Annotated in this window: 15 protein-coding genes and 3 pseudogenes; 13 read left to right on the top strand and 5 right to left on the bottom strand. The window is 62.5% G+C overall.

Features of this window, described 5'->3' with window-relative positions:
• Nucleotides 1–109 precede the first annotated feature (109 nt).
• A complete protein-coding gene (locus JOF57_RS25020; protein WP_209921546.1) occupies nt 110–451 on the bottom strand; it encodes a hypothetical protein in 342 nt (113 codons plus the stop codon).
• A 1,801-nt stretch (nt 452–2,252) separates the two neighbouring features.
• On the opposite strand from JOF57_RS25020, the gene JOF57_RS25025 reads away from it, so the two are divergent.
• Genes JOF57_RS25025 through JOF57_RS25035 form a run of 3 tightly spaced genes read left to right on the top strand, consistent with a single transcriptional unit; the run spans nt 2,253 to nt 4,719 of the window.
• Complete coding sequence (locus JOF57_RS25025; protein ID WP_209921549.1) at nt 2,253–3,275, top strand: hypothetical protein; 1,023 nt, start codon at nt 2,253–2,255, stop codon at nt 3,273–3,275.
• Entirely contained in the window at nt 3,272–3,877 is a 606-nt protein-coding gene (locus JOF57_RS25030; protein WP_209921551.1) for an ApeA N-terminal domain 1-containing protein, read from the top strand. Before JOF57_RS25025 ends, JOF57_RS25030 begins: the two co-directional genes overlap by 4 nt.
• Before the next feature lie 41 nt (nt 3,878–3,918).
• The gene (locus JOF57_RS25035; RefSeq protein ID WP_209921554.1) at nt 3,919–4,719 is read left to right on the top strand and encodes a HEPN domain-containing protein; all 801 of its coding nucleotides are present in this window, start codon (nt 3,919–3,921) and stop codon (nt 4,717–4,719) included.
• 183 nt (nt 4,720–4,902) lie between these two features.
• Here JOF57_RS25035 and JOF57_RS25040 read toward each other — a convergent pair whose 3' ends face one another.
• Both JOF57_RS25040 and JOF57_RS25045 read right to left on the bottom strand, forming a co-directional pair.
• A complete protein-coding gene (locus tag JOF57_RS25040) occupies nt 4,903–6,054 on the bottom strand; it encodes a hypothetical protein (protein ID WP_209921558.1) in 1,152 nt (383 codons plus the stop codon).
• A gap of 2 nt (nt 6,055–6,056) precedes the next feature.
• Nucleotides 6,057–6,650: a recombinase family protein gene (locus tag JOF57_RS25045; RefSeq protein ID WP_209921560.1), complete on the bottom strand. Its 594-nt coding sequence runs from the start codon at nt 6,648–6,650 to the stop codon at nt 6,057–6,059.
• Nucleotides 6,651–6,902: 252 nt separating this feature from the next.
• Between JOF57_RS25045 and JOF57_RS25050 the strand changes: the two genes are divergently transcribed.
• From JOF57_RS25050 to JOF57_RS25060, 3 genes are all read left to right on the top strand, one after another.
• Complete coding sequence (locus JOF57_RS25050; protein ID WP_209921563.1) at nt 6,903–8,171, top strand: sigma-70 family RNA polymerase sigma factor; 1,269 nt, start codon at nt 6,903–6,905, stop codon at nt 8,169–8,171.
• A 226-nt stretch (nt 8,172–8,397) separates the two neighbouring features.
• Complete coding sequence (locus JOF57_RS25055) at nt 8,398–9,186, top strand: hypothetical protein (RefSeq protein ID WP_209921566.1); 789 nt, start codon at nt 8,398–8,400, stop codon at nt 9,184–9,186.
• Between the two features lie 191 nt (nt 9,187–9,377).
• Nucleotides 9,378–10,118, top strand: coding sequence for an Abi family protein (locus JOF57_RS25060; RefSeq protein ID WP_209921569.1), 741 nt, complete (start codon nt 9,378–9,380; stop codon nt 10,116–10,118).
• A gap of 47 nt (nt 10,119–10,165) precedes the next feature.
• Here JOF57_RS25060 and JOF57_RS25065 read toward each other — a convergent pair whose 3' ends face one another.
• Nucleotides 10,166–10,375, bottom strand: coding sequence for a hypothetical protein (locus tag JOF57_RS25065; protein ID WP_209921573.1), 210 nt, complete (start codon nt 10,373–10,375; stop codon nt 10,166–10,168).
• A 2-nt stretch (nt 10,376–10,377) separates the two neighbouring features.
• Nucleotides 10,378–10,590 carry a hypothetical protein gene (locus JOF57_RS25070; protein WP_209921578.1) on the bottom strand — a complete coding sequence of 71 codons (213 nt, stop codon included), beginning with the start codon at nt 10,588–10,590 and terminating at the stop codon, nt 10,378–10,380.
• Nucleotides 10,591–11,060: 470 nt separating this feature from the next.
• Here JOF57_RS25070 and JOF57_RS25075 point away from each other — a divergent pair, with 470 nt between their 5' ends.
• The 7 genes and pseudogenes from JOF57_RS25075 to JOF57_RS31085 all read left to right on the top strand — a co-directional run.
• The gene (locus JOF57_RS25075) at nt 11,061–11,423 is read left to right on the top strand and encodes a hypothetical protein (protein WP_209921581.1); all 363 of its coding nucleotides are present in this window, start codon (nt 11,061–11,063) and stop codon (nt 11,421–11,423) included.
• Nucleotides 11,424–11,514: 91 nt separating this feature from the next.
• The gene (locus JOF57_RS25080) at nt 11,515–11,778 is read left to right on the top strand and encodes a hypothetical protein (protein ID WP_234938243.1); all 264 of its coding nucleotides are present in this window, start codon (nt 11,515–11,517) and stop codon (nt 11,776–11,778) included.
• Nucleotides 11,779–11,883: 105 nt separating this feature from the next.
• Entirely contained in the window at nt 11,884–12,357 is a 474-nt protein-coding gene (locus JOF57_RS25085) for a hypothetical protein (protein ID WP_209921588.1), read from the top strand.
• Between the two features lie 51 nt (nt 12,358–12,408).
• Nucleotides 12,409–13,361: pseudogene (locus JOF57_RS31080) on the top strand (IS3 family transposase); the annotation flags it as partial.
• A 122-nt stretch (nt 13,362–13,483) separates the two neighbouring features.
• The gene (locus JOF57_RS25100; RefSeq protein WP_234713714.1) at nt 13,484–14,833 is read left to right on the top strand and encodes an IS30 family transposase; all 1,350 of its coding nucleotides are present in this window, start codon (nt 13,484–13,486) and stop codon (nt 14,831–14,833) included.
• 4 nt (nt 14,834–14,837) lie between these two features.
• Nucleotides 14,838–15,161 (top strand): annotated as a pseudogene (locus JOF57_RS25105) (integrase core domain-containing protein); the annotation flags it as partial.
• A 415-nt stretch (nt 15,162–15,576) separates the two neighbouring features.
• A pseudogene (locus tag JOF57_RS31085) lies at nt 15,577–16,496 on the top strand (IS3 family transposase); the annotation flags it as partial.
• Nucleotides 16,497–16,521 lie beyond the last annotated feature (25 nt).

The following is a 16,521-nucleotide window of genomic DNA, read 5'->3' on the forward strand; positions in this document are numbered from 1 at the left end:
AACGCAGCCAGGAAGCATTGGTTCCAACGCTGTCTCTGTTGTTTCGTTCTGGATTTCTAGAAATCTCAGCCAAACTGCCTCAGGACGGGGCGCGAGCCTCAAGTTTGCGTTATTTCAACTCTGTTAAATCGCTCAAAGATTTACTTAGCCTCGCCAGGCTTTCGGCCGCAATTTCCGACTCTTTAGAAAACGCTTCGGCGTTCTTCTTGATATCGCGAAGAGCGATCCTTCGTTCAACGAGCTCGTCGATAAGTCGCTCGGGAACCTCTGCTGATAGCCAGCAGTGGTAGCAGGTTTGGCACTGCTGACCTCGGCGGAAGTACCGAATATTCTCGTGCCTTAGCTCTATACGCTGGTGATACTCCTCGCCGAGTTCCGTCAGCTTTACGGCCTCAATGACACGCCAGGTTTCACATTTGGGGCACCATTTCTGTGGTCCGTGTTTTGCCATTTCTCCTCCAGAATGCGTCCCTACCGAACGTGTTGTTTAAGGTAGCTGGGGTTAGCGGTTGATGAGAATCATGGATGATGCGCTAATCGAGCGCAAGTGTTCAAATTGAACACCCCACGCAGCTCAGCGAGACCGTCGATGACGTTCTTCGATCGGATCGCCCTCGACGCCCCGATACGGGTGCGGCACGACCTCAACGCAGCCAAAAATCAGGGCTGAACTTAGCGAGGAGAAGCATCTCGATTGTTTAGATCGAGACGTGGATATATGAGGCCGGCGTGGTCAGCCCATGGGTGTGAATGTCAGAGTCCACGGACCCTCCGCACCACCGATCTGGAAGGTGGTCGGCCCGGTGGCGTGAAACGCAACGTTTCCGGTCCCGGCAATCGACATGATCACGCGATTTGGTGCTGAGTAGTCCAGACTGCCGTCGGCGTTAACCGGTACGGCGGTAAATCCGCCTGGTGACTCGGTGGCTGACCATGTCGCGGTGTAGCCGCCTGCGGACAGGTCGGCGGTATGGACCCCTGTGCCCGAGCCGCGGAGGGTGACGGGTCGGCGCGGCTAGCCGCGGGTGTTGCAGGCGCATCCGATGCAACCGCATCGGCGACTGTCTGAGTGACGGTCTCGGTGACCGGCGCTGCCGTGACTGTCTCGGTGACGGTGGCCATGGTGCCTGCCGTAGAGCCGCAGCCGCCTACCGCCAACGCGACGAACGCGAGGCTGAGAAGGGCGGGCAAGTGGTGCCGTTGGGATTTCACGGTCGCTAACCGTATCCGTCGTCTGCGACCGCACTGATCATCGGCGCTCTCACTTCTAATTCTGGAAGATGCCAGCCCCGTGGGTCGATCAGGGGGTGGTCAGAGGCGCTGTTGGTGTGTTCGCGATCGTGGGAGCCTTCACTTGCGTTTGACCCCAAACTGTCTCTACCGCCTGATTCCACCACGCCCTCCCTTGATCCCAGTGATGATGGAAGTCAGTCATATCCGTTGGTTTCTCATTGTCGATGTAGGCGCGTAAGGGCGTCATTGCGTCTGCCAATTCGCCCGTTGCCGACCACATCTCGACCTCTCCCGAGTCCACGCCCTTTGGCTTCGGGGCATGGAGGAGGACAGAGTGGGCCTTCGCGAAGGGCGACTGAGCATCACTGAGAATTCCCGTCGAACCGCACCATCGCAGATTGGCCGGGGAGGACGGCCAGGGGTAAAACAGCGATCATGGCCTACCGCAGAGGTCGACTGCATCAGCTGTCATTGCCAATACGTACCTCCGCCCCCTTGACGACGTACTCGAGCACTTCGCGCAAGACATCCCAAGTCTTGACCTCCTGACACTGAAGCGAAAGGCTCCGCGTCGTAGCTGAACTCCCGCTAGACGGACCCGCAACCCTGATCCCCACCCAAACCGACAGGGAGCTTCGCTCACTGGTCCTCGGCCGCGAGAACAATCTCGCATTGGCCCCCGCGTTGTGCGGCTCGTTCGACTCCGACGACTCCCACCCGACAGCACTTGCGCCGACCTCCTACGCCACCGTCTCCAGCGCGACGAACATGCCATCGGGGTCCACAGCGCGGGAAGCGCGCAGGCCGAATCCGCAGCCCACAAACACCGACCCCGCTTCAGCACATCGATAAACCACCGACGCTATCCACCGCGAAACCATCGCAGTCATTTCGCGCCAGTAATCCAGCTGCCAGCAGCGCTTCCGCTGTCCGGTCTAAATCTCGTTGGCCGGTGCGAGCTGCGAGCCACCGCTAGTCGTGAGACCGTGAGTGCTAACCAGGGAATAGCCTGACTGGCTGTGACGACCGACCCGAGGGAACGCCTGCTGCGGATGGCGGGCTTGATGTGGAGCAACGCCGACCGCGCCGCTCGGGCCTGGCGGATGGGCGAGTGGGCGCTGCTGCACCAAGTCCGCGCCGACGGCAGCAGCAAGTCCCGTGATCCGTCCCGGTTCGTTCCGGACAGGGGAAGCAGCCTCGACCTCGACGACAGACACTTCTTGCCCGAGCTTGGCGTGAACTTCGTCAGCTCGACGGCGCGGTTTCCCGTGATGAACGCGGCCGAGTGTCTCGTGGGGGCGTCCCAGGCGTTCGGAGCATCACTGGAACAGAAGCGCACCAGCACACTGTCGACGGGGATCCTGTGCCGCAGCGCCATCGAAAGCGCCGCCAAGACCATCTGGCTTCTCGCTGATCCCAACCGCGCCGTCCGGCGCGCCCGATCGCTGGGCTACACCGAACGTGAGATCGGCTACCAGAGGAAGTACATCGCCGTCGAGACGCGCTTTCTCGAGGTTCGCACTGACGAGCGCCGCGACGCCGCGCGCCAGAGTTTCGCCGAGACCGAGCAGCAGTTTCGAGAGCGGTTGAACTTCCTGACGTCGTTGCCGAAGGCGGCCCGACAGCGGCCGCCCCCAGACTATGAGTTCTTTGTCCGCTGGGCCGGGGAGTGGATTGACCAGAATCCTCCCCCGCACGTCACTGATGCTGACGGATTGCCGTACGGGATGTCGATCGGGGCGGAGCGCTTCTACACCGTCGGATCGAGCTTCGTACACGGATACAAATGGATGACCGCCTATCTCGGCACCGAAGAGGACGTCCTCACCCAACTCGCTGACAGTCTTGCTGCGGCGGTCATCATGACCGAGTGCGCGGTGGCGCTCTACGAGGCCCAGGCGACCCACCCCGCCCGAGCCCGAGTGCGCCGCAAAAACTACCCCGACCATCTGGACTCGACGGTGTCGCTGTGGGCAGACCGATACGGCCTACACACACCAGCAATGGGGGAACCCATTCCGACATACGGAGCCCGGTCATGAGACAGTCTGAGCTGCAACGGATCACCGGTTGGTTTTACCTTCCCGAGGATCCGAGTAATCGTGTGCCGGGAGTGTTGACCTGGGAACCCGATGACGGTGCGACCCTGGAGCTGATCGGTGGCTTCTCTCCGGGACCCGAGTTCCGCCAGAATCCTACCGGCGGATGGGTCGCTACTGACTTCGTGGGCGACGTTCGACCTGGGACCATCTGCGGTGAAACGGTTGCTGGACAACAGATTTCCATCTGGGATGCTCAGCGGGGCAGCCACACGGTGGGTTTCGGCGGCGCGGTGCGTGAGGAGTTCTGGCATTCCTCGTGGATGTGCGTCGGTGCGCACATCATCAGCCCGCAAGAGCCAGCATTGGTGAAAGCCACCATCACCATCGACGAGCTGTACTACCTCACCGACGACGGCCGATTCTGCGCGCCGCAATGGTCGCCGATCGAAGGCGTTGAACATCCGGGCAAAAAGCAGCCCGACGGCACACTGTTGATGCCGTACATCTCCCGGTCGTCGGCGGTTACCGTGCTGAGTACGCGCGGGCTGAAATCCCAGAGGCGTCGTATTCGATCGCCACCACGGCGACGCGACCGTGGATGAGTCCAGCGACAGAGACCATGCCGGAACTGAAACTCGAAATGATGACGACCAAATTCCGGGGCGGACCGCAGGTGCGGCTACAAGTCGGCGCTCACGCCTGTATTGAGCTGCCCGGCAGGGCCTCCGGGTCAATGACCGACTTCGTGGAGCGGATGTCGGCCGTGGATGACCTCGTTCAACTAGCTACATTCGAGTCCTGCGGCACCTCGCAGATCACCCTTCACACCATCAGCGATGAGAGCGTCTCGCTGCTAATACATACCGGCCAAAACGCTCGGCCCGATGATCTGCACAAGCCGGCATCCATCGTGTTCACCCTCGCCGATGTCACCCTCGAGTCGTACCTCCTGACGCGGCGGCGGTTCACCGAAGGAAACCAGGCAAGTTACGCGTGGAGTGTCGTCGTGGGTCTGTGCGGACATTCATCCCGCATGGTTGAGGAGTACGTGAGCCAGGCGCTGGCAGCGGCCGAGGGCTTCCACCGCTGGTGCCTTGGCGGCGGAAGCGACGTGACGTTGAACGCACGCCTGCAGGCACTACACGAGAGGCTCGCCCCCGATGTGCAAGCGGCGCTCGGCCTCGACACCGCTCGTTGGGCAAGCTGGGCGGTGTGGGCTCGCAACCATGTCGCACACGGCGGCACCAAAACTTGGCGCCCGCTTCGCGACAGCTTCGAACTCCATTCGGTCGCTGAGTCGGTTCACCTCGTCACCTACCTCGTCGCACTGGAGGAACTCGGCGTGCCCGTGACCAAGGTGCTCGACGCTCTGCTCAACCACCCCCGACTGAGCACACTCGTGGCGCGATGCTCACAGGTCAACGATCTCGGTGAGGCAACCTGACCAGCGGTAGTACGGGCGTCGTTAATTGTTGACGTATGTCCCCGTTATCGGCGCTGCAGTTCCGGAGGCATCGGACCAAGATGCCGCAACCGCCACCCCATCTCCGTCTGCCCAGCTAAAACCTCGCACTTGTGCACACCGAGGCTGTTTGAACGGTTTCGCGATGCCTTTTCGCGCTCGGGCTCAGCCTTGGTTTTGGTCGGGCTCGCGTGGTCCCCAGTGCTGTCGGGTACGCCAACGTACGCCGAGTTCTTCGGCGATGAGCTGTTCCACGGAGAGGGACTCGCCGCGATCGGGACTGTCGGGGGACTCAGTCTCGGCAGCTTTCTTCCTTTTGGACTGCTTCTTTTTCTTTTTGGCGTCGTCAGTGTCGAGTGTTTGGCCGTCGAGATTGAACCGGAGGTCATCCGCGCGGTATTGGCTGGCGGCGGTGCGCAAGCCGGTAACGGCGGGGATGAGCAGGTAACGCACCGAGGCAGGCTGGTGCCACAAGTCAGCGGAGACAGCCGAGCCGACGATCTGGGCGAGTAGTAGAAATCCGCCTTGGGTGAGGCCCTGGTCGGCAGCCAAGTTGGCGGCCTGGCCGATCAGGTCTGCCCCGATGCGCACCGCGTCTGGGTGCGCGGTTTCGAGGATGGATTTGGGTTTGCTATCGCGGGGCATGCAACACATCCCGAACACGTTGAACTCGGGGACTTCGCTATTTGCATGGCTTTCGCGATCGGTGATGACGCGGCAGATCGCATCTGCGACATCTTCGGAAACGAGGTCGGGGTGAAACTCGGTCAGCTTGATGCGCGGCGCGGTCGCCGAAAGAGCGGCCAGCAGCGCGGACCAGAAGTATCCGCTCTGGGGGGTGGTTTTCAGGCCGAGGTCATCGAGCTGCACGGCAAACTTCTCCCACCCGCTTTTGAGGGTGAGCGCGTCCAGGACCGTCAGCCACGATTGTTTGGCCTCATCGGGTAGCTCAAAGGTGAACGCAAGGACGTCGCGCAGAGTGACATCGACGATGCGTTGTTCGCGCTGGCTACGCTGGCCACCGGTTTTAGCGTCAGGATTCCATTTACGGCGCGTTGCCTGGTCTATCGGAGCGTCCAGTGAAGTGAACTTTTCTCCGAACACCGTGGTCAGGAGGGCATCGAATTCGCCCCTGGTCAGCGGCTCTGTCCGGTCCCGCTCTTCGGGCAAGTCGTTGCCGGTGCGGACCGCTTCGCGCAGCACCGTGGACTGATGCGATGCTCCGTGGCAGCCACAGATGCAGCCGGGCTTTTTGGCCTGCTCACACCCGCCGAGGCTGTGATCGCGAGGATTCGGGGCAGGCTTGGGCGATGTCATATTCATGGTCCTTTCGTTGGGGTTAGTCGATTTGCGAGGCTGAGGTAGCGGTACGCGGTGGCGCGTCCAACACCGAAGGCCGCAGCGAGTTCTCGCACGGGCTCACCCGTAGCGGCCAAGCGACGAAGTTGTTCCTGCCGATCGGGGCTGAGTTTGGGCGGCTTGGTGGCCGGCAGTTGGCGGGAGCGCCGGGATTCTCGTGATGCTGCGCGGCGCTCACGGCCGAGCTCCAGTTCAAGCTCGGCCAGTGTGGCCATGATCGCGGCGACAGCGCGGCCGGTAGGTGTGTCGGTGTCGATACCTTCACGCAAGGCGCGCAACACGATTCGCCGTTCGCCGAGTTCGGCGATGGTGCGGGTGACCTCAGCGACCGAGCGGCCAAGGCGATCGACCGCGGCGACGATCACAGTGTCGCCGGCGCGGGCATAGTCGAGCATGGCGGCCAGGCCGGGCCGCTCGGTGTTCACCGCGCCTGAGAGCTTGTCGGTGAACACCCGATCCACGTCGTCGACGCCGGCAGCAGCAAGCGCCGCCAGTTGTGCATCGAGTTCCTGACCGGTGGTACTGACGCGGGCGTAGCCCAAAATTGCTGCCATTGCGACACTGTCCCACTGCGCACCGACAACCAGGATCTGAGACAGATGGTGTGAGACAAGAAACGAGACACCGCAACCTGGCGGGATGCGCCGGGGGAGCGGCGGTTTGGAGCCCGTCTCGGTTCTCTAGAAAAGAGACACTCCTGGATATCGGCATCTCCCGATACAGCGTCTACCGCAGCCTCGTCACGCCCAGCGAAATCATCTGCCTGACAATGGAACGGATTAGCGCGGCAGTGTCGTGAGATAGGTATGACCACCATGTCTAACGACACCACCCCCGACTACAGCGACGACTACGACACTCGCCGGAACGTTCTTCTCACCCCCGACGAAGAACTCGCTCGCCCAGACCGCTATCCGCGCATGTGGAACATGTCTGCTGGGATGGCGTTCTTCCAGGCGGTCATTCGCCCGGACACGCCGGATCACCCGGAATACGTCAGCGTCCCCATGCCAAGCAGCACCACCGACCTCGAAACCCGTGGGACCAGGATCTTCGCCGTGGCTCGGTGGAATGGATTGTGGGAGGCCGCCCAATACCGGCGCCGCTTCTTTCACGACGACGTCGACGCGGGCACCGACGACTACGCGAGATTGCCTCCCGACCTGGCGCGCATCGCCGATCTCGGTGATAACAACATCGTGTTCATTCCCCGCACCCAGACCCGCTACTACGACTATGCGCCCCTGTTTCACCTGCTCCCGCGCGCCACGTTGGACCGGTTCGGCCTGCCGATGCTCACTGCCGGTCAATGGCCGTTCTGGGCGGAGTTGACCAACCCGGACCCCTACCTGCCCGTTGATTTCAGCCAGCGGCTATCGCGGGCGTGGGGGGCCACGATCTGGCGTCACCTCATGCCTGGTTCACCGCAGATCGCCTTCACCAAGGACGACCCGATCCGCATCCTGGCGCACAACCTCGACTTCTGGGTGCCCGCGGTTACCGAGGCCATGGAAGACGAGATGCGGACCTGGCCGATCGTCGATACCGATGGCCCTAGTGGTCCGGTACGGCTGAGCAACGGCGAGATCCTCGAAGGCGTCACCGCCGGCGGCCCCCGCGTGGGTTCTGACTTGTGGGCCGGTGAAGAGGAAGCCGCCGAATTCGTCGAGCGCACCATCGACGCCGCCGACAAAACTGGCCGGCTGCGCGACATTCTCGACGCCGTGCGCTCCTACCGGGTCCACGACGACTTCTCCGACCGGTGGTCACACGCCAAGGAGGACTTCGATCGCACGCTCAACCACAAGCGCTCAAAGGTCACCGTCACCTTCGTCGAGCTCGATGACACCACTCCGGTTCACGGGCCTGAGACCGAAGTCATCGGCCAGCTCGCATGCAGCGACTTCCTGACTCTGCTCAACCGCAGCGACCGCGAAGTGGTGGTCGTCCTGCGCAGCGGAGTCACCTCTCTCACCGACGTCGGCAAGATCCTCGGCTACAGCAGCCACAGCGCCGTATCAAAGCGGCTCGCACGCATTCGCGACCAGGCGGCACGCTTCTTCGACGAGACCTGACCCCGAAACGAGGAAGTGGGCAATCACCCCACCGCGCCACCATCAAGGACCCCAGGTCGTGATGATGAAAAACAAGGGCAACCGGCAAGTGGCTCCGGTGATTCGACATGTACTTCGACATGTATTCAGATGGGTATTAGATGATCTTTTATAGCTCCTTCTGTCGCGGCAAGGATCAGTGTCCCCTCCAGGAGGTTGACGCGCGGTGCACTGGCATCATGAGTCCGTGAACCACGCACCTATCCCCGGCCAGCAATCCGCCATTGAGGCGCTGCTCAAGGCCTCTGCCCGCACCTCGCAGCGGGTCAACATCCGGAACAGCTTCGTTCAAGGGGGCGATCAAAAGCATCCCGTCCCCGGCCCGCTCCACAAGATGGTTCGCGCACAGGACGACCGCGCACTGGATCTGTTTTTGCTGCACCGCGCCCTGGTCTCGGCGGAACCCTGGACCAGCCGGCCCCTTCTCTCCCGGGTCTGGGCCCGAATGCTGGGTGTCGAAACTGACCAGGACCACGGTGCCGCCGTCATCTCGCGCGCCTGGCGGCGACTCGACCAGAAGTACGGCCTTATTACCCGCGGCAAGACCGGTCGCAGGGCGGTCTTCACGTCGCTGCGGGAGGACGGCAGCCGCGAGGACTACACCGCACCGTCTGGTCGCGACGTCGCCAATCGCTACTTCCAGCTCCCGTTCGAGTACTGGACCGACGACCAGGCCTGGTACCGCACGTTGACGCTGGCCGGGAAGGCGATGTTGCTGGTCAGCTCCACCCTCCCGCCGGGCTTCATCCTGCCCGGCGAGCGGGTGCCTGAGTGGTACGGGATCAGCGAATCCAGCGCACAGCGTGGCCTGGCGGAACTGCGCGACGCCAGTCTGCTGAACCTCTCCATCAGCTACAAGCCCACTCCGCTGGAGAAGATCCAGACGACCGAGGTCTACAACTACACGTTGGTGCCGCCATTCGGTCGCATCGAAAAGCGCCGGCTCCGAGTCGTTCCGAAGATCGCCAGTGCATGACAGCCGCAGCGCCTACTTTCCACTGGTCGAGTGGCACTTCCCGTCGTCTGGGGACGCAACGAATGGCAGCCGTCACATCACCAAACCCCCGTGTCGGGTGTACAGTGAACGACGTAAGCCCTGAGGCATTCCCGGCACCAGCAATGGTGTGTCTGGCCCCTCAGGGCAAAACGCTTTCTAGGGCCTGAACGATGGACGCCCACGAACTCCCCCTTGAAGAGCTGATCTCCCCTGCCCGCTACCAGCGGTATCGAGCGGCCGCCCGCGGCGATACAGCTCGCGCGGCGCGGCTCTACATGTGGAACTGCGACCTCTCCGCGGCTTACTGGCCATCAATCGCACTCGTCGAAGTCGCCATCCGAAACGCCATCGACTCGCAGCTCTGCTCCCACCTCGGCGTCACACGCGAAGACGGCTGGCACGCCGAAGTCCTCGCCGACCGCCCACGCATCCACCTGACCGACAAAGAACTCGACAGGGTCAAGAAGTCGATCGACGCGTTCGAGCGCAGGAACAACCCCGCCGGTCAGCCCCGCGTGGAACCCACCGGCGGCGACATCGTCGCCGATCTCAGCCTCGGGTTCTGGGTGTCCCTCGTCGGTGAAGGCATCCCTCGTCGTCACGCGAACGTCTACGACTACTTCACAAAGCTTTGGCGGCCATTCCTCCACAAGGCCTTCCCGCACTACGGACCAGGTATGACGTCGGCTGGTCCACTGCGTAACCGCCTGCGCACCTTCGAGCTACTTCGCAACCGGATAGCCCACCACGAACACATCTTCACCCTCAGCCCAAACCACAACCTGGACAACATCATTGCCCTCGCTGGATTCATCGACCCTGCCCTCGCGGACTACCTCCGGGGCAACCAGCAAGTGACAGCAGTAACCAGCCGGTACAGCAGCCAAGTCCTCTTGCAGCCGTCGGAATGAGACGAATTCTGATCCGGCCTCATGACCTACTCGGCGACCAGCGGTCGCTAACGCCCGCGGGGAATCACGATTCGGGATCGCTGCACCGTGGACCCATCGGGCAGGTCGGCGCGGAGCCCGAGGATCTCGAACTGATCGGGACTCGCGTTGACTGTTGCGATCTGCACGTTCATCGCGTCGGGGAGAAGCTCAGCGAGTGCCTGTTGCAGCGCTTCTGCAGTCTCGATACCCAGCTGAACTGGGTCGGCGTTGCCCACCGTCAGCTGCCTCGGTGCTTCTGAACGAGCTTGCGGACCTCGGCGTCGTTGGGCGTGATTCCCATGCCCTTCATCTGCTTCTTGACCTCGGCGATGGCGTCCGACTCGGTGCCACCCAAGGGGATCTGGATCCCCGCCGAGAATTGCTTCTCGAGGTCACGTTGCAGCTTGGCCATGCCGGCCTTGTTGGGGACGAACTTCCCTGAACTACTCACCTGACGTCTCCTTGTATCAGCCCGGCGCGGCCAGTCCGCAGTCGGTCTCCGAAGTAAGTCCAGCATGCTCCACCGACAAGCTCCTCGGCCCGTGCTGACCTGTTCCCAGCGTCCGGCAAACCGGGAACAGGTCACCGTCATGACCGAACACCTGCACCCCCGCGCCGCGATGCTGCACATGGTTCGCATCCAGGCTGCACTAGTGCAGCAATTTGATGTAAGATGGGTTTGTGGCCGGAAGTCCGACCACGTAAGGGTTCTGGTAGATCCGAGAGTTCGGGTCCCAGTAGGAGAAGGAGAACACCATGGCCAGCATTCGCTGCACCCGAAGACGAAGAAGAAGTCAGCTGCTGGGTCCAATTCCTGACAGCTGGCTGTAGCCGCAGCGCGGTGATCAAACCAGATCACCGGGGCGACTACACGAGCGACTACTCGTTCTTCTTCTAGCGGACCATGAAAGGCACAGGCCCGTGACGAAGAAAAAGCCGGTCAAGCACGCCAAGCGCAAGGCGACCACCAACATCCCCCCAGTACCCGCCTACTACCTCAACGAACAGCCGCCCCAACAGGGCCGAGCAAACATCAACATAGAGATCGACAAGAGCAAGGTGAAGGCCCACGCGAGCGCCCCAGCCAGCCACCTCAACGGCCTGACCGGACTGACTATCGGCGCGATCGCCGCAGTCGCCCCGGTCGCAGCGATCGCGATCTCCTGCTACGCAGGGTTGCCTACGGCAGCGATCGTCGCACTTACTGCGATGGTGACCGTCGTGTCACTGATCGCCCTGGGCCTGCTCATCTACATGCTTCGCAAAGGAGATTCCTCACCGTAGGACGTGGGGAACCCACCACACCGCAAGGTGGGGTTCGTCCCTAAGAAGGAACCAACGAGCCCCACCTGGTAACCAGAAAAGGAATATCCCCGTGTCAGTGAAAGAGGAGAACCGTATCGAGCGGGTGTCGGTGACACAGCGACCCAGCACCAACGGACTCCTAGACGAGATCATCGGCGCCACCCACATGTCCAAGAGCGACATCTACAACGTCGGTGTCGACGTGCTGCACTTCGTGTGGACAGTCCTGAGCAAGGGCGGAGTCATCGGCGTGAAATTCCCGGGAGATACCGACTACAAGCCGGTCAACATCTTCATCCCGGGCATGACCAAGCCATCGTTCACCCCGAAGTAAGAGCGCACCGATCCGCCCGGTACGCATTTTGTGAACCGGGCTTGTCGGACCGGGGTGGGAGAATCGGTGGCGCGGTTTGGCCCGGTTGAGGCAGGAGCGTCCGAGGTGCACAAGTACGCAACGTTCAAACAGATGACGGTTGAGTGCGAGTGCTGCAAGCTCCCGCGCGACTTCTTTTTCAAGACCAAGCACGACCGGGTGATCTGTAGGGGCTGTGAGCCCCACAATGGCAGTCCCGAAAAGCAACAGCGAAAGCTACGTGACCATGCGGGACTCTACCTCTCGGAGTTGCGTCTTGCGCAGGACGAACGTGAGAGCGAGGCCCAGCGGTATCGCGCCGGCGTGCGCGATATGCAGGGCCGACATAACGAAGAAATCGGCATTCTCAACGAGAAGATTGCGCAGCTTCGGACGGCGCTCCATGGCGGGGCGGATCCTGCTGTCGATCGGTGGCTTGCGGACGAAGCTATCTCGTTGGCTCGGGAGAACCGTGACCGTGCATATCGGGCTCGTGACTTTGCCTTGGCCGCTATCTGGCAGATCGACAACCTGCATCACGCGAGTGACAAGTCACCCTGAATCACCCCGGGTTTGATGCACACCTTCTTTCGAGGGAAGGTAGTTCGCATCATGCCGAAGAGATACGACGAGGAGTTCAAGGCCCGAGCGGTCCGGTTGGTCACTGACCATCTCGAGGAGTACGACACCCGCACCGCCTGCATCACCGCGGTCGCCAAGCGGTTGGGAGTGTCCTACGAAACGCTGCGGCGGTGGATCAACCAAACTGAGGTCGATACCGGGGTCCGCGACGGGGTATCCACCGACATCTCGCGCGAGAACCGGGAACTCAAGCGTAAGAATCGTGAGCTTGAGGAAACGATCGAAATCCTCAAGGCGGCAACAAGTTTCTTCGCGCGGGAGAGCGACCCGCGACGCCGTTGATCTGTGCGTTCATCGCCGAGCATCGTGCTCGGTTCGGGGTCGCTCCGATCTGCCGCGTGCTCACTGAGCACGGCTGCAAGATCGCTCCGAGAACCTTCTACGCCTGGCTGTCGCGGCCCCCGTCAGCGCGGGCCTTGTGGGACACCGTCATCACCGAGGTGATGGCCGGCTACTACGAGCCCGACGAGGCGGGCCGCCGCAAGCCGGAGTCGTTGTACGGCGCGGTCAAGATGTGGGCTCACCTGCAACGCCAGGGCATCACGGTGGCCCGCTGCACCGTGGAACGCCTCATGCGGGCCAACGGATGGCAGGGGGTGACCCGGCGCAAAAAGGTCCGCACCACGATCGCTGACCCGGCCGCAGCCCGCGCTGCGGATCTGGTCAAACGCCGGTTCCGGGTGCCCGCCCCCAACATGCTGCTCGTCGCCGATTTCACCTACGTGCGACTCGCCTCTGGGGTGTTCGTCTACACCGCGTTCGCCATCGATGCCTACGCGGGGCGGATCGTGGGCTGGACGTGCTCGGCCAGCAAGGAGGATCGGTTCGTACGCCAAGCCATCCGGCACGCCGCGCTACTCAGAATGAGTCAGGGCAATCCGTTGCTGGGCAACACTATTCATCATAGTGATGCGGGGTCGCAGGGCGGATTCAACTGGTCGTCGCAACACCTTGATCACGGAGGTGTGGTGTGGCCAAGCGTAAGGACGCGGAATCGGTTGGTAGGCGACGGCAGTGGGCGGCTGACCGTGCGTTGCGGCCTGCGATGCGCTCACCAGGGCGCCCGGACCCGTCGCGGTCGGTGCAGCGTCAGTTTTGGCGGCTGATCGCCCAGGGTGTCTCCACCGACGACGCAGCCGCAGAGGTCGGCGTGTCGACACCGGTGGCGACCAGGTGGTTCCACCACGCTGGCGGCATGACGCCGATCAGTCTGGATGAGCCCACGGGCCGGTATCTGTCGTTCGCCGAGCGGGAGGAGATCGCACTGCTACGCGCCCAGGGCGCCGGGGTGCGTGAGATCGCCCGCGAGATCAAGCGTGACCCCTCGACAGTTTCGCGGGAACTGCGGCGCAACGCAGCCACCCGCAGCGGCACGCAGGTGTACCGCGCAGGGGTGGCGCAGTGGAAGGCCCAGCAAGCAGCAAAGCGCCCGAAACCCGCGAAACTGGCAGTCAACCCGCAGCTGCGTGAGTACGTGCAGCAGCGGCTCGATGGCAGTGTCCGCGGACCCGACGGCACCGCCGTCGCAGGTCCGCAGACCAAGGCCTGGAACGGCCGCAACAAGCCGCACCGACAAGACCGACGGTGGTCGACAGCATGGAGCCCGGAACAGATTGCCCACCGCTTACCGCTGGATTTCCCCGATGATGAGTCCATGCGCATCAGCCATGAGGCGATCTATCAGTCCTTGTTCATCGAGGGGCGTGGGGCGCTCAAACGGGAATTGGTCGCGTGCCTGCGGACCGGTCGTGCGCTGCGGGTCCCGCGGGCCAGGACACAGAACAAACCGCAGGGACATGTCACCGCGGACGTCGTGATCAGCAAACGCCCTGCCGAAGCCGCCGATCGCGCAGTTCCTGGGCATTGGGAGGGTGATTTGATCATCGGTGCGGGCCGGTCGGCGATTGCCACCGTGGTGGAACGCAAGAGCCGCTCGGTGATGCTGGTTCACCTTCCCCGCCTCGAGGGGTGGGGTCTGGCGCCGCCGGTGAAGAACGGGCCGGCGCTCAGCGGCTACGGCGCCGAGGCGATGAACGCTGCCCTGATCGCCTCACTGGCACAGCTACCCAAGCAGCTGCGTCAGACGTTGACATGGGACCGCGGCAAAGAGTTGGCCGCGCACGCCCAGTTCACCTTCGACACCGGAACGAAGGTGTTTTTCGCCGACCCGCACTCGCCATGGCAGCGGCCTACCAACGAGAACACCAATGGCGTTCTGCGTCAGTACTTTCCGAAAGGCACCGACTTATCTCGATGGTCGGCTCAAGACCTCGAAGCGGTCGCACTGACGCTCAACAACCGACCCCGAAAGGTCCTCGGCTGGAAGACTCCCGCCGAAGTCTTTGCCCAACAGCTACACTCACTCCAACAACCCGGTGTTGCAACGACCGATTGAACCCGCCCAGTACACCTCGGTGCGGTTCGGAGAAACCCTGTCCCTGTCGGGGCTGATCCCGTCAATCGGAACGGTCGGGGACGCCTTCGACAACGCCCTGGCCGAAACGACCATAGGGCTGTACAAAACCGAAGCCATCCGCGACGACTCGCCATTCCGACGGGGCCCGCTGCAACGGCTGGCCGACGTCGAGATGCTCACCGCCGACTGGGTGCACTGGTACAACACCGATCGGCTCATGCACCGCCTGGGCCGCATCCCACCGACCGAATACGAGGCCATCTACTACGCTACAAACACAGCCCAACCAGAGGCTGCACACCCATAACCACGTGTGCATCAAACCCGGGGCGATTCACCCGATCACTGTTCATGCGGCAAGGTACAGGCGAAGTGCCGGGAACTGGAAGCGATCAAGACCGAGGTAGATGCGCTTCGACGCTGGGAAGACGTTCAAATCGAACGATTGCATGACGGGCTCGATCATGGCTTGCCCGACAACCACCCCGAGGTGCTCAGGTTGCGCGGAACTTTCTTGGGAGGACTCAAGCGAAGTCGTGTTGTCTAGCGCAAAAAGCGATCTGCTCGGTCAGGACGCTGGATGCGCTCCTTCGCCATCGCCAGTGACCGGCCAAGTTGGCTGGGGAACCACGGGACTCGGACCCAACCGGGCCGCTTGCGGGCCGGGCGGGTGAATCACCCCGGTGAGTCCGGAGACTTCATCTCTTGTGAAGGATGCAGTCATGTCAGGTTCGAGGCAGTATCCGACTGAACTGCGTGAGCGTGCGGTGCGGATGGTCGCTGAGGTCCGCAGCGAGTACTCATCGGAGTGGGCGGCGATTGAGTCTGTGGCAGCCAAGCTGGGTATCGGCACGGCTCAGACCTTGCTGAGCTGGGTGCGTCGCGATCAGATCGATTCCGGCGGCCGCCCCCGGGGTAACGAGCGACATGGCCGAAGAGCTCCGCAAACCTCGTGCTGAGAACCGAGAACTCAAGCGAGCCAACGACATCCTGAAATCTGCATCGACTTTCTTCGCGGCGGAGCTCGACCGCCGCAATCGGTGATCCTCGACCACATCGACACCCACAAACAGGTTCACGGCGTTGAGCCGATCTGCCGCGTGCTGTCTGCGCATGGCTGCAACATCGCGCCGTCCACCTACTATGACGCCTGCGCCCGCCGGCAGAATCCACCAAACGTCAAGCCCGTGATGAGGACCTCAAGGTCGAGATCGCCCGGGTGCATCGCGAGAACTATGCGGTCTACGGGGCGCGCAAAGTCTGGCTGCAGTGCCGGCATGAGGGTATCGAGGTGGCCCGCTGCACAGTGGAGCGGCTGATGGCCGAACTCGGTCTGCACGGGGCGCGGCGCGGGAAGGTCAAGCGCACCACGATCGCCGATCCGCAAGCGGCCCGGCCCGATGATCTGGTCGGTCGTCGGTTCAGGCCGAATGCGCCAAACATGTTGTGGGTAGCGGACTTTACATATGTTTCAACATGGTCGGGATGGGTGTATGTGGCGTTTGTGATCGACGCCTATGCTCGGCGGATCGTCGGCTGGCGCACCGCCACAACCATGACAACCCAGCTGGTGCTCGACGCGATCGAGCACGCGATCTGGACCCGCAGTCGCGACGGTGTTGAGGATCTGACCGGCCTGATCCAAACGCAGACCTCGCCGAAGGCGC

Origin of the sequence: Mycolicibacterium lutetiense (assembly GCF_017876775.1) — a bacterium.
Lineage (GTDB): Bacteria > Actinomycetota > Actinomycetes > Mycobacteriales > Mycobacteriaceae > Mycobacterium > Mycobacterium lutetiense.

Coding starts and splice junctions, on each gene's coding strand:
- JOF57_RS25035 (WP_209921554.1), top strand. CDS start 3,919: ATGACGACCAAATTCCGGGGCGGACCGCAGGTGCGGCTACAAGTCGGC.
- JOF57_RS25050 (WP_209921563.1), top strand. CDS start 6,903: ATGACCACCATGTCTAACGACACCACCCCCGACTACAGCGACGACTAC.
- JOF57_RS25020 (WP_209921546.1), bottom strand. CDS start 451: ATGGCAAAACACGGACCACAGAAATGGTGCCCCAAATGTGAAACCTGG.
- JOF57_RS25100 (WP_234713714.1), top strand. CDS start 13,484: ATGCGCTCACCAGGGCGCCCGGACCCGTCGCGGTCGGTGCAGCGTCAG.
- JOF57_RS25060 (WP_209921569.1), top strand. CDS start 9,378: ATGGACGCCCACGAACTCCCCCTTGAAGAGCTGATCTCCCCTGCCCGC.
- JOF57_RS25040 (WP_209921558.1), bottom strand. CDS start 6,054: ATGACATCGCCCAAGCCTGCCCCGAATCCTCGCGATCACAGCCTCGGC.
- JOF57_RS25030 (WP_209921551.1), top strand. CDS start 3,272: ATGAGACAGTCTGAGCTGCAACGGATCACCGGTTGGTTTTACCTTCCC.
- JOF57_RS25045 (WP_209921560.1), bottom strand. CDS start 6,650: ATGGCAGCAATTTTGGGCTACGCCCGCGTCAGTACCACCGGTCAGGAA.